The 12,278-nt window shown below is 67.8% G+C and carries 11 protein-coding genes and 2 pseudogenes; 4 read left to right on the forward strand and 9 right to left on the reverse strand.

Annotated elements, in window-relative coordinates:
* Positions 1 to 90 precede the first annotated feature (90 nt).
* Positions 91 to 585, forward strand: coding sequence for a flavin reductase family protein (locus tag RCP38_RS00950; RefSeq protein ID WP_308477456.1), 495 nt, complete (start codon positions 91 to 93; stop codon positions 583 to 585).
* 13 nt (positions 586 to 598) lie between these two features.
* Positions 599 to 1,465: an inositol monophosphatase family protein gene (locus RCP38_RS00955; RefSeq protein WP_308474843.1), complete on the forward strand. Its 867-nt coding sequence runs from the start codon at positions 599 to 601 to the stop codon at positions 1,463 to 1,465.
* A gap of 7 nt (positions 1,466 to 1,472) precedes the next feature.
* Here RCP38_RS00955 and RCP38_RS00960 read toward each other — a convergent pair whose 3' ends face one another.
* From RCP38_RS00960 to RCP38_RS00980, 5 genes are all read right to left on the reverse strand, one after another.
* A complete protein-coding gene (locus tag RCP38_RS00960) occupies positions 1,473 to 2,228 on the reverse strand; it encodes a succinate dehydrogenase/fumarate reductase iron-sulfur subunit (RefSeq protein WP_308474844.1) in 756 nt (251 codons plus the stop codon).
* Positions 2,228 to 4,147: a fumarate reductase/succinate dehydrogenase flavoprotein subunit gene (locus RCP38_RS00965; RefSeq protein WP_308474845.1), complete on the reverse strand. Its 1,920-nt coding sequence runs from the start codon at positions 4,145 to 4,147 to the stop codon at positions 2,228 to 2,230. The genes RCP38_RS00960 and RCP38_RS00965 overlap by 1 nt, the downstream gene beginning before the upstream one ends.
* A 34-nt stretch (positions 4,148 to 4,181) precedes the next feature.
* Complete coding sequence (locus RCP38_RS00970) at positions 4,182 to 5,012, reverse strand: hypothetical protein (RefSeq protein WP_308474846.1); 831 nt, start codon at positions 5,010 to 5,012, stop codon at positions 4,182 to 4,184.
* A gap of 71 nt (positions 5,013 to 5,083) precedes the next feature.
* Positions 5,084 to 5,380 (reverse strand): hypothetical protein, encoded by a 297-nt coding sequence (locus RCP38_RS00975; RefSeq protein ID WP_308474847.1) that lies wholly within the window; start codon positions 5,378 to 5,380, stop codon positions 5,084 to 5,086.
* Positions 5,381 to 5,560: 180 nt separating this feature from the next.
* On the reverse strand, positions 5,561 to 6,013 hold the full coding sequence (locus RCP38_RS00980; protein ID WP_308474848.1) for an Hsp20/alpha crystallin family protein: 453 nt from the start codon (positions 6,011 to 6,013) through the stop codon (positions 5,561 to 5,563).
* A gap of 217 nt (positions 6,014 to 6,230) precedes the next feature.
* Between RCP38_RS00980 and nirB the strand changes: the two genes are divergently transcribed.
* Both nirB and nirD read left to right on the forward strand, forming a co-directional pair.
* The gene (nirB, locus tag RCP38_RS00985) at positions 6,231 to 8,798 is read left to right on the forward strand and encodes a nitrite reductase large subunit NirB (protein WP_308474849.1); all 2,568 of its coding nucleotides are present in this window, start codon (positions 6,231 to 6,233) and stop codon (positions 8,796 to 8,798) included.
* Positions 8,795 to 9,163 carry a nitrite reductase small subunit NirD gene (gene nirD / locus RCP38_RS00990; RefSeq protein WP_308474850.1) on the forward strand — a complete coding sequence of 123 codons (369 nt, stop codon included), beginning with the start codon at positions 8,795 to 8,797 and terminating at the stop codon, positions 9,161 to 9,163. Before nirB ends, nirD begins: the two co-directional genes overlap by 4 nt.
* A 13-nt stretch (positions 9,164 to 9,176) precedes the next feature.
* Here nirD and RCP38_RS00995 read toward each other — a convergent pair.
* The 4 genes and pseudogenes from RCP38_RS00995 to RCP38_RS01010 form a co-directional block, all read right to left on the reverse strand.
* Positions 9,177 to 9,576 (reverse strand): annotated as a pseudogene (locus tag RCP38_RS00995) (transposase family protein); the annotation flags it as partial.
* Positions 9,577 to 9,739: 163 nt separating this feature from the next.
* A complete protein-coding gene (locus RCP38_RS01000) occupies positions 9,740 to 11,131 on the reverse strand; it encodes a nitrate/nitrite transporter (RefSeq protein WP_308474851.1) in 1,392 nt (463 codons plus the stop codon).
* 74 nt (positions 11,132 to 11,205) lie between these two features.
* Positions 11,206 to 11,922, reverse strand: coding sequence for a sirohydrochlorin chelatase (locus RCP38_RS01005; protein WP_308474852.1), 717 nt, complete (start codon positions 11,920 to 11,922; stop codon positions 11,206 to 11,208).
* A pseudogene (locus RCP38_RS01010) lies at positions 11,919 to 12,209 on the reverse strand (winged helix-turn-helix domain-containing protein); the annotation flags it as partial. The pseudogene RCP38_RS01010 and the gene RCP38_RS01005, both read right to left, overlap by 4 nt.
* Positions 12,210 to 12,278 lie beyond the last annotated feature (69 nt).

The following is a 12,278-nucleotide window of genomic DNA, read 5'->3' on the forward strand; positions in this document are numbered from 1 at the left end:
CCGATCCGCCGAGGTCATCAGCCGTCGAGTAGGGTTTTGGGCGACCAGATCAGACCAGACGAGGCGAATGGGTCCCCGGTGAATCCCCACGTGAGTTCCGCGAACAATCTGACTCCGCTGACCCCGTCGGCGCTACGCGAGGCCTTCGGTCATTTCCCGACCGGGGTGGTGGCGGTGGCCGCCGAGATCGACGGTGTCCGGGTCGGCCTGGCGGCCAGCACCTTCGTGCCGGTGTCGCTGGACCCGCCGCTGGTGTCCTTCTGTGTGCAGAACAGTTCGACGACGTGGCCGAAACTGCAGGACTCGCCCCGATTGGGCATCAGTGTGCTCGGCGAGGCGCACGACATGGCCGCGCGCACTCTGGCCGCCAAGACCGGTGACCGGTTCGCCGGACTGGAGACGGTGACCAACGACGGCGCGGTGTTCATCAAGGGCACCGGCGTGTGGCTGGGCAGCTCCATCGAACAACTGGTGCCGGCCGGCGACCACACCATCGTGGTGTTGCGGGTCTGCGAGTTGACGGTGGACCCCGAGGTCACCCCGATCGTCTTTCACCGCAGCGGTTTCCGCCGTCTCGGCGGCTAGGAGCGGTCGGCCGGTGTCCCGCGGTAGCGATCTTCCCCTGCTGCGGTCCGTCGCCGAGATCCTGGTGACCGAGGCCGCCGCATTGGTCGTGCGCCGCCGCGCCGAGGTCTTCGACACGGACACCGCCGAGCCGGGGTCCGGCCTGGTCCAGACCAAGAGCACCCCTACCGACCCGGTGACCGTGGTCGACACCGAGACCGAAGCCTTCATCCGGGAGCGGCTGGCGCGGCTGCGGCCCGGCGACGCGGTGCTCGGTGAAGAAGGTGGCAGCACCGGTGACGTCTCCGGCCGCGACCCCGGCGCCGTCACCTGGGTGGTCGACCCGATCGACGGCACCGTCAACTTCATGTACGGCGTCCCGGCGTACGCGGTGTCGGTGGCCGCACAGATCGGCGGGGTCTCGGTCGCCGGGGCCGTCGCCGATGTCGCCGGAGGCCGGATCTACTCCGCCGCGGCGGGGGCGGGCGCACAGGTCAGCGACGCGCACGGCACCGCGGAGTTGCGCTGCACCGATGTGGGCGACCTGTCGCTGGCGTTGCTGGGCACCGGATTCGGGTATTCGACGCGGCGTCGCGAGGTGCAGGCCGCGCTGCTGGCCCGGCTGTTGCCGAAGGTGCGCGACGTCCGCCGGATCGGTTCGGCCGCCCTGGACCTGTGCATGGTCGCCGCCGGTCGGCTGGACGCCTACTACGAGCACGGGACCAAACCGTGGGACTACGCCGCCGGATCGCTGATCGCCGCGGAGGCGGGTGCCCGCGTGGTGCTGCCCGGACCGGCGATCGACGGCGGCGACGTGATCGTCGCCGCGGCCCCGGGTATCGCCGACCAACTCATCGCCGCCCTACAGCGCGAGGGCGGGCTGGCGCCGATTCCCGACTAACCGGACGTCAGTCGGACTTGCGGCGGAAGATCTTTCGGCCGAGCCAGACGACCGGGTCGTAGCGGTTCCCGGCCACCCGCTCCTTCATCGGAATGATGGCGTTGTCGGTGATCGTGATGTGCTCGGGACAGACTTCCGTGCAGCACTTGGTGATGTTGCACAGCCCGAGCCCGGCCTCGTCCTGGGCGAAATCCCGCCGGTCGGCGGTATCGAGCGGGTGCATGTCCAACTCCGCGAGCCGGATGAACATCCGCGGCCCGGAGAAGCGCGGCTTGTTCTCCTCGTGATCGCGGATCACGTGACACACGTTCTGGCACAGGAAGCATTCGATGCACTTGCGGAACTCCTGGGATCGCTCCACGTCCACCTGTTGCATCCGGTACTCACCCGGTTTGAGATCCGCCGGCGGCTTGAACGCCGGCATCTCGCGGGCCTTCTCGTAGTTGAACGAGACATCGGTGACCAGGTCGCGCACCACCGGGAACGTCCGCACCGGGGTGACGGTGATGGTCTCATCCGGGTCGAACATCGACATCCGGGTCATGCACATCAGCCGTGGGAAGCCGTTGATCTCCGCCGAGCACGATCCGCACTTGCCGGCCTTGCAGTTCCAGCGCACCGCCAGGTCCGGGGTCTGGGTCGCCTGCAGGCGGTGGATGACGTCGAGCACCACCTCGCCCTCGTTGACCTCGATCTCGAAATCCTGCAGGTCACCGCCGTCGACGTCGCCGCGCCACACCCGCAGCTGTGCCTGGTAGCTCATTACGCTCTCCGTCCCGGGTGTTGGGCCAGCTCTTCGTCGGTGTAGTACTTCTCCAGTTCTGAGATCTCGAACAGCTCCAGCAGATCCTCACGCATCCCGGTCTGGGTCTCGGGGGTGATCGAGATGTCGGGAACCACGCTGTCATCGGCGACCCGGCAGACCAGCAGCGTCTTGCGCCAGTTGGCGTCCATCCCCGGGTGGTCGTCGCGGGTGTGCCCGCCGCGGCTCTCGGTGCGCTGCAGCGCGGCCTTGGCCACACACTCGCTGACCAGCAGCATGTTGCGCAGGTCGACGGCCAGATGCCAGCCCGGGTTGTAGTGCCGGCCGCCCTCGACGGCGACGGCGGCGAAACGGGCCTTGAATCCCTCGAGCCGGACCAGGGCCTGCTCCAGTTCGCCGGCGTTGCGGATGATGCCGACCAGGTCGTTCATCGACTGCTGCAACTCCGAGTGCAGGGTGTAGGGGTTCTCCGGGGTGCCGCCACCGGCCGGAGCGTCGAACGGTTTGAGCGCCAACCGTGCCGCGGCCTCCAGCGCCCCCGGGGTTACCGCGGGCCGATTCTGCAGCCGCTGCACGTATTGCGCCGCGCCCAAGCCGGCGCGCCGGCCGAAGACCAGCAGATCCGACAGCGAGTTGCCGCCCAACCGGTTGGAGCCGTGCATTCCTCCGGAGCATTCGCCGGCGGCGAACAGTCCCGGCACCCGCGACGACCCGGTGTCCGGGTCGACCTCGATGCCGCCCATCACGTAGTGGCAGGTGGGGCCGACTTCCATGGCGTCCTTGGTGATGTCGACCTCGGCGAGCTGCATGAACTGGTGGTACATCGACGGCAGCCGCCGCTTGATCTCCTCCGGGGTCAGCCGGGAGGCGATGTCGAGGAACACCCCGCCGTGCGGCGAGCCGCGCCCCGCCTTGACCTCGGAGTTGATGGCGCGGGCCACCTCATCGCGGGGCAGCAGGTCCGGGGTGCGCCGCGCCGAGTCGTTGTCCTTGAGCCACTGGTCGGCTTCTTGCTCGGTCTCGGCGTACTGGCCCTTGAACACCGGTGGGATGTAGTCGAACATGAACCGGGTTCCGTCGGAGTTCTTCAGTACCCCGCCGTCACCGCGCACGCCCTCGGTGACCAGGATTCCCTTCACGCTGGGCGGCCAGACCATCCCGGTCGGGTGGAACTGGACGAACTCCATGTTGATCAGCGTCGCCCCGGCCCGCAGTGCCAGGGCGTGCCCGTCGCCGGTGTACTCCCAGGAGTTCGACGTCACCTTGAACGACTTGCCGATACCGCCGGTGGCCAGCACCACCGCGGGCGCCTCGAACACCACGAAGTTGCCGCTCTCGCGCCAGTAGCCGAAGGCACCCGAAATCGCGCCGGTGGCCTCGTCTTTGAGCAACTCGGTGATGGTGCACTCGTGGAAGATCTTGATCCGGGCTTCGTAGTCGCCGAATTCCGCGTAATCGTCCTGCTGCAGCGATACCACTTTCTGCTGCATGGTGCGGATCAATTCCAGGCCGGTCCGGTCCCCGACGTGCGCCAGGCGCGGGTAGGTGTGCCCACCGAAGTTGCGCTGGTTGATCTTTCCGTCCGGGGTGCGGTCGAACAGTGCGCCGTAGGTCTCCAGTTCCCAGACCCGCTCCGGTGCCTCCCGGGCGTGCAGCTCGGCCATCCGCCAGTTGTTCAGGAACTTCCCGCCGCGCATGGTGTCGCGGAAGTGCACCTGCCAGTTGTCTTTGGCGTTGACGTTGCCCATCGACGCCGCGCAACCACCCTCGGCCATGACGGTGTGCGCCTTGCCGAACAGCGACTTGCACACCACGGCGACGCTGAGGCCCTGCTCGCGGGCTTCGATCACCGCGCGCAGGCCAGCACCCCCGGCACCGATCACGACGACGTCGTAGGAGTGCCGTTCGACTTCAACCATGAATTCTCGCTTACCCTTCGTGTGATCGCGGCACTCAGCCGACGAACCGGAGATCGGTGATGACGCCGCTGGAAACCATCCAGATGTAGAAGTCGGTGAAGGCCAGCGTGCCCAGCGTGATCCAGGCGAACTGTTGATGCCGGCCGTTGAACCAACTGATCTTGGTCCAGAACCAGTACCGGACCGGGTGTTTGGAGAAGTGGTTGATCCGGCCACCGAAGACGTGCCGGCAGGAATGGCAGCCGCCGGTGTAGGCCCACAGCATCGCCACGTTCGCGAAGAGCACGATGTTGCCCAGCCCGAATCCGAACCCGCCGGGCCCGTCATCGGAGTGCAGTGCGGCGAACGCGTCGTAGGTGTTCAGCATCGCCAGGGCGAACGCCGCGTAGAAGAAATACCGGTGACTGTTCTGCATGATCAGCGGGAACCGGGTCTCGCCGGTGTAGTGCGCGCGGGGTTCGGGGACCGCGCACGCCGTCGGCGACTGCCAGAAGGCCCGGTAGTAGGCCTTGCGGTAGTAGTAACAGGTCAGCCGGAAACAGAGCAGGAACGGTAGTACCAGGGCGCCCAACGGAATCCACCGCGGGAACTCCGGCAGCCAGACACCCAGGTGGCTGGAACCGGGAACGCACGACGCGCTGATGCACGGGGAGTAGAACGGCGTCAGGTAGTGGTATTTGTCCACCCAGTAGCCGCTGCCCCAGAACGACCGGATGGTCGCGTAGATGATGAACGCGTCCAGTCCGAGGTTCACCCGCAGCGGCGAGAGCCACCAGCGGTCGGTGCGCAGGGTGCGGTTCGCGATCCGGGCCCGGGTCGCTGAGAAGACGCCTGGTCCAGGACGGTTCACAGCGGGTGCGCTCATCTGGTGGGGTTCCCTTCGGCTGGAGTTCGTCGGAGGGCGCCCCTTGACCGCAAGCAGCACCCGTGTGGGTTCTAGTACCTGCCCTGGCCGCCGACGCCCTCGTCGTCGACGTCACGCCAGAATTCCCGGTCGTAGTCGGTATCGGGGATGGTGATCTTCTCCTGCGCCCGCTCGGCGGCCCAGCGCTCCAGATCCAGTTCTCCGGCATCGGATTCCAAGAGCTGGACGTCGGTGAGGATGCGCTCCGCATCCATCTCGATGCGGCGCATTCCGGGAATGTCGCCTAACCGGGTTTTCAGCGCCAGCACGCAACTCCGCAGGTCACCAATCAGGGCGTGCAGTTCGGCGAGTTCGGTTGTGCTCGACACCAGGCCTCCTCGGGTGGTACGGCTCACAGTACGTAACCCCGATGCTAGTCACATCGGGAACCGAACGTGAGACAGATCACGTTCTGAGGGTGGTTGCGCCGGTGCCGAAAAGCCCCCGCACGCTAGGCGTGCGGGGGCTTTGGGGGAGGCCGGTCCCGAGGGGGCGGGTGCCCGGCCTGGCTATTTGGTGATCGCGATCCGTTGCGGCTGCGAACCGGCGTAGACCCCGGCCACGCGTACCGTCAGCACGCCGGCGTCGTAGGACGCCGACACCGCGTCACCGGTGACGTGGGCCGGGATCGCGAACGAGCGGCGGAACGCGCCGTAACGCACCTCGCGCAGTGTGCGGTTGGCGCCGGCTTCGGTCTCGGCATGCGCGTCGTGGCGTTCGCCGTGCACCACGAGGCGGCCGCCGTCGAGTTCGACCGTCACGTCCTTGTCGACGTCGATGCCGGGCAGTTCCAGGCGCACGACCGCGTCGTCGCCGTCCTTGGTGATCTCGGCGGCCGGCCGGAACCCGCTCGCCGGGCCCGGCTTCCAGTCGTCGGCCGTGGCCGGGCCGAAGACGTCGCGTACCCAGCGGTCGGTGTCGAAGGGGCGGAACGGGTGCTGCCACAGGGTCAGGGTGCTCATGGCTGTCTCCTTGATCGATTGCTGCGTGCCGGCGGGTGACCGGTCCGTCAGTGGGTAGAACTTGAGTCGACCCCGCTAAAGTTCCGGTTTTGCCCAGAGTGAACAAATGCACACCATTGCGGGTCGGTGAACAGGCTCACGCCCCGGTGAGTACACCGTCACACGGATGTAACGTGTGGCGATATTCGCGCAACATGGAGTTTCTACCGTCGACGGCATGACCACGATCGAAACCCCCCGCGCTGTCCGGGATCTCGTCGTCGTCGGGCATGGCATGGTCGGCCATCGCTTCGTGGAGACGCTGCGCGGCAGGGCCGGCGGCGGCGACTGGCGGGTCACCGTGCTGGCCGAGGAATCCGACCCCGCCTACGACCGGGTCGGCCTGACCGCCTACACCGACGGATGGGATCGATCCCGCCTGGCGCTGCCCGGTAACGACTACGCCGGCGACGACCACGTGCGGCTGCTGCTGAGCACCCGGGTCGCCGAGGTGGACCTGGCCGGCAAGTCGGTGGTCGCCGCCGACGGTCAACGCTTCGGCTACGACACCCTGGTGTTGGCGACCGGTTCGCGCGCCTTCGTTCCGCCGGTGCCCGGCCACGATCTGCCCGGCTGCCACGTCTACCGGACGCTCGACGACCTCGACGGGATCCGTACCGACATCGAGTGCATGCTCGAAGCCGGCCACACCCGGGCCGGCGTGGTGATCGGTGGCGGCCTGCTGGGCTTGGAAGCGGCGAACGCGCTGCGCGCGTCCGGGATCGAGCCGCACATCGTCGAGATGGCGCCGCGCCTGATGCCCCAGCAACTCGACGACGCCGGCGGTGTACTGCTCAGCCGGATGATCGCCGAGCTGGGGATCTCGGTGCACGTCGGTGTCGGCACCGAATCCATCGAGCAGCTCACCCACCAGTTCGGTTCGCCCACCCTGCAGGTGCGGCTCTCCGACGGCACCGCGATCGAGGCCGGACTGGTGATCTTCGCCGCCGGGGTGCGCCCGCGTGACGAACTCGCCCGCGAGGCGGGGCTGGCGATCGCCGAGCGTGGCGGCGTCCTGACCGACTTGTCCTGCCGCACCAGCGAACCGGACGTGTACGCCATCGGCGAGGTGGCCGCCATCGAAGGTGTCTGCTACGGCCTGGTCGGGCCCGGCTACACCAGCGCCGAGGTGGTCGCGGACCGGGTGCTGCACGGTGACGCGCAATTCGGCGAAGCGGACATGTCCACCAAGCTCAAACTGCTCGGTGTCGACGTGGCCAGCTTCGGCGACGCGATGGGGGCGACCGAGAACTCGCTGTCGGTGGTGATCAACGACCCCGTCAAGCGCACCTACGCCAAGCTGGTGCTCTCCGACGACGCCAAGACCCTGCTCGGCGGAATCCTGGTCGGCGACGCCTCGTCCTACGGTGTGCTGCGGCCGATGGTCGGTGCCGAACTGCCCGGGGACCCACTGGATCTGATCGCGCCGGCCGGAACCGGTGAGGGCAAGACGTCGCTGGGGATCGCGGCACTGCCCGGGTCGGCGCAGATCTGCTCCTGCAACAACGTCACCAAGACGCAGCTCTGCGACGCGATCGCCGACGGCTGCCACGACGTGCAGAGCCTGAAGGGCTGCACCAAGGCCGGCACCTCGTGCGGTTCCTGCATCCCGCTGCTCAAGGAGCTGCTGGTCGCCGAGGGCGTGGAGCAGTCCAAGGCGCTCTGCGAACACTTCAGCCAGTCGCGCGCAGAGCTTTTCGAGATCATCCAGGCGACGCGGATCCGGACGTTCTCCGAACTGCTGGACCGCTTCGGGACGGGACACGGCTGCGACATCTGCAAACCCACCGTCGCCTCCATCCTGGCCTCCACCGGATCCGAGCACATCCTCGAGGGTGAGCAGGCCGCCCTGCAGGACACCAACGACCACTTCCTGGCCAACATCCAGCGCAACGGCAGCTACTCGGTGGTGCCCCGGGTGCCCGGCGGCGAGATCAAACCCGAGCACCTCATCCTGATCGGCCAGATCGCCCAGGAATACGGCCTGTACACCAAGATCACCGGCGGTCAGCGCATCGACATGTTCGGCGCCCGGGTGGATCAGCTGCCCGACATCTGGCGCCGACTCGTCGACGCCGGGATGGAATCCGGTCAGGCCTACGGCAAGTCGCTGCGGACCGTGAAGAGCTGCGTGGGCAGTGACTGGTGCCGGTACGGCCAGCAGGACTCGGTCAAGATGGCCATCGACCTGGAGCTGCGCTACCGGGGCCTGCGTGCCCCGCACAAGATCAAGATGGGTGTGTCGGGCTGCGCCCGGGAATGCGCCGAGGCGCGTGGCAAGGACGTCGGCGTGATCGCCACCGAGGTCGGCTGGAACCTCTACGTCGGGGGCAACGGCGGCATGTCGCCCAAGCACGCCCAGTTGCTGGCCGGCGACCTCGACACCGAGACCGTCTTCCGGTACATCGACCGGTTCCTGATGTTCTACATCCGAACCGCCGACCGCCTGCAACGCACCGCACCGTGGCTCGAGTCGCTCGAAGGCGGGCTCGAACACCTGCGGGAGGTCGTCTGCGAGGACTCGCTGGGCCTGGCCGCGGAGTTCGAAGCCGAGATGGCCCGCCACGTCGACAACTACGCCGACGAATGGAAGGGCGTCCTCGACGACCCGGAGAAGCTGTCGCGCTTCGTGTCGTTCGTCAACGCCCCCGGTGCCGAAGACCCCACCGTCGCGTTCACCGAACGTGACGGCCGAAAAGTTCCGCTGCCCATCCCGGTACTGCGTTCGCCTGAGGAGGAATCATGACCATCCACAACATCGACACCTGGATCACCGCCTGCCGCTACGACAGCCTGATCCCCGGCCTGGGGGTGGGCGTGCTGCTCGACGACGGCAAGCAGGCCGCGTTGTTCCGCCTCGACGACGGTTCGGTCCGCGCGGTGTGCAACATCGACCCGTTCTTCCGGGCCGCGGTGCTCTCGCGCGGCATCGTCGGTGACCGCGGCGGGCGTCTTTCGGTCATCTCGCCGCTGAAGAAGCAGGCGTTCGCCTTCGACGACGGCAGCTGCCTGGATGACCCCAGCATCTCGGTGCAGGTCTTTCCGACCCGGATCACCGAGGACGGCTACGTGCAGATCGGCCAGAGCCACGATCGGCAGGCCGTCGCCTAGGTGTCGTGACCTGTCAGGCGGCGAGTCGGCTGATGGGTGGTTGGACGCCGAGTGCGGTGTGGCCGCGGTGGAATCGCTCCACCTTGCCATTGGTCTGCGGCCGGTAGGCGTGTGAGCGATAGCAGGATCCGTTGTCGGTCAACACCGTTCGCGCCACGATGCCACACTCCCGAAACCAGGCGTTGGCGCGCATCCAGAAGCTCGGAGTAAGCCGGCCGCGAGTGGGCGTCGATGGCGGTGTGGATACTGCCCAGCTTCTTGACATCGACGTGGACCAACTCGCCGCAGTGCGCTGACTCCATCCGACGCGCGACCGGTCCGGTGGCGTGGTCGGGCCGGCGCAGCTTGGCGAACCCGTAGCGGGCCCGCACCCGATGCACCGTTGAAGGATGGATACCGAGCAGGTAGCCGATGCAACGTCCGTGGTCAGTACAGCTGGTCCCCGCCATTGTTCGACGTCGCAGAACCGCCGTCCAACGGCACTGCGGCACTGGTAGTCCCGGCCATCGAACGCCGGTGGGCGTCCGGCCTGCCCCGGACCGACAAGGATCATCGGGGGCAGGCCGGCCACACCGGCTACGCCGGTGCCAGCGCAGCCCCGGCGGGCCGGCCGGCCAGCAGCGGGCGCCGCACATACCGCAACCACGTCAGGCCCGCGGCGAAGACGTAGCCGACCAGGAAGATCCAGAACGCGGTGGTCGCCGAGCCGCTGGCGCTGTAGGACTGCCGCAGCGCGAGATTGATACCCACACCGCCCAATGCGCCGATCGCCCCCGCGAATCCGATCAGCGCGCCCGCCATGGCCCGCGACCACTGTCGCCGACTGCTTTCGTGCAATCCCAGGTTGTGGCTTTGAGCCTCGAAGACGGCCGGAATCATCTTGTACACCGAGCCGTTGCCGATCCCCGAGACGATGAACAGCGCAACGAAGCCGACGATGTAGCCGACCATGACGGGGCCGGCGGTGGGACCCGCACGGCGCGCGTCGAACATGCTGACGGCCACCAGCAGTCCCGACGCCAGGAACAATCCGCCGAAGGCCGCCAAAGTCACCCGCCCACCGTCGACGCGGTCGGCGAGACGTCCACCGGCGATCCGGGCCAACGACCCCAACAACGGTCCTACGAAGGCGATCTGAGCCGCGTGCAGCGAGGCCTGCGCGGCGGACTGGCCGCTGCTGAGGTAGTTGATCTGCAACACCTGGCCGAACGCGAACGAGAACCCGATGAACGACCCGAACGTTCCGATGTAGAGCAGCGCGACGATCCAGGTGTCCAGCTTGGGCAGGATCGAGCGCATCGCGGTCAAGTCGGCCCGCTGGCCGGCGAGGTTGTCCATGAACAGGGCGGCCCCGATCGCGGCGACCGCAAGGAAAACCAGGTAGCCGGCACATACCCAATACGGCTGCCGGTTACCGGCGGTCGCCAACACCGCGAGCCCGGCGAGCTGGACCAGCGGTACGCCCAGATTGCCGCCGCCGGCGTTGACCGCCAGTGCCCAGCCCTTGAGCCGGAGCGGGTAGAAGGCGTTCACGTTGGTCATCGACGCGGCGAAATTGCCGCCGCCCAGACCGGTCAGGGCCGCGCACACCAGGTACGGCCAGAGCGGCAGCCCGGGGTGGGCCAGCAGTGCCATCATCCCGACGGTCGGGATCAGCAACACCAGCGCGGAGAAGATCGTCCAATTGCGGCCACCGAACGCCGCCGTGGCCAGCGAATACGGTAGCCGCAGCACGCCGCCGGCGAGCGTCGCGGTCGCCGCCAGCAGAAACTTGTCGCCGGAGGTGAAGCCGTACACCGATTCCGGCATGAACAACACCATCACCGACCAGATCGACCAGATCGAGAAGCCGACGTGTTCGGCGACGGTCGACCAGATCAGGTTCCGGCGGGCGATCTTGTCGTTGCCGGCCTCCCAGGCGGCGGTGTCTTCGGGGTCCCACTGGGTTATCTCGTGTGAACGTGGCATGGGGCAACGGTAGAAATCTCACATTACCGCCGTGCTGCTCAACGTGACCGGCCGGTGAACTTCTGCTCACACCGCTAGCGTCGGTCCCCGAATTCATTGACGGACACGGGAATCCGGGTCAGCGCGGTGCGGAAGCGATCGGCGACGACGCGGGCGATACCGGGATGGGTGCCCAGCGGGGCGGTCACCACGTCGGCACCGGCGTCGTGCAGCCGGCGTTGGAACAGGCCGTCGGCCAACAGGTATGACGCGATCACCACTCGGGAGGCCCCGCGATCGCGCAGCGCCGCGACCGCTTCGGGCACACCGGGGCCGCCGGTGGCGGCGAAGGCCACCTCGACGGGTTCCCCGAGTAACCCCGACAGCATCGCAGCGGCCCGGGTCAGATCGGTGCGGGCGATCGGATCCGAGGAGCCGGCCGCGGCCAGGATCACCGAGTCGCCGCTGCGCCAACCGGCTTCGATGAGGCGGGCGGCGACCACCGCGGCGACCCGGCGGTCGGGCCCCAGCGACGGCGTGATCGTGACGTCCGGGTGGCCACTTGCCGCCACATGGGTCGGTACGTCGACACCGACGTGATAGCCGCGGGCCAGGAACGCCGGAACGAGCACCGCCGGCCGACCGCTGTGCGCCTCGGAGGCAAGGACTTCCAGCGGGCTGGGGCCCAGCACGTCCACGAACGCCACCCGGACAGGTTGCGTCAGCAAGGTCGAGACCCGTTCGGCCAGTTCGCCGATCATGACCACACCCTCGGTGCGACGGGTTCCGTGCGCGACCAGAACGGGGATCATGCCGCACCCCGTTCACCGTCGACCGCCAGGCGATAGCCGCGCTTGACCACCGTGGCGACGATATGGCCGTCCCCCAGCGCCATTCGGAGTCGGAGCACGGCGGTGTCGACGGCGTGCGTGCTGGTGCCGTGCCCGGGCAGGACCCGCAACAGCGTGTCGCGGGTGACGACGGTCCCCGGCCGGTCGGCCAGGGCACGCAGGGTGGCCAGACCGGCGGGCGAGACCGGCCGGACGATTCCGTCGACCAGAACGCGGTTGTCCTCGATCACGATGACGTGACCGGCGGCGTGTACGGCGGTGCCCATGTACAAGATTTAGACCGAGCCGATTTCAGCTGTGTTACCGATCGGTTGCCG

This window comes from Mycolicibacter sp. MU0083, assembly GCF_963378075.1.
Taxonomy (GTDB): domain Bacteria; phylum Actinomycetota; class Actinomycetes; order Mycobacteriales; family Mycobacteriaceae; genus Mycobacterium; species Mycobacterium kokjensenii.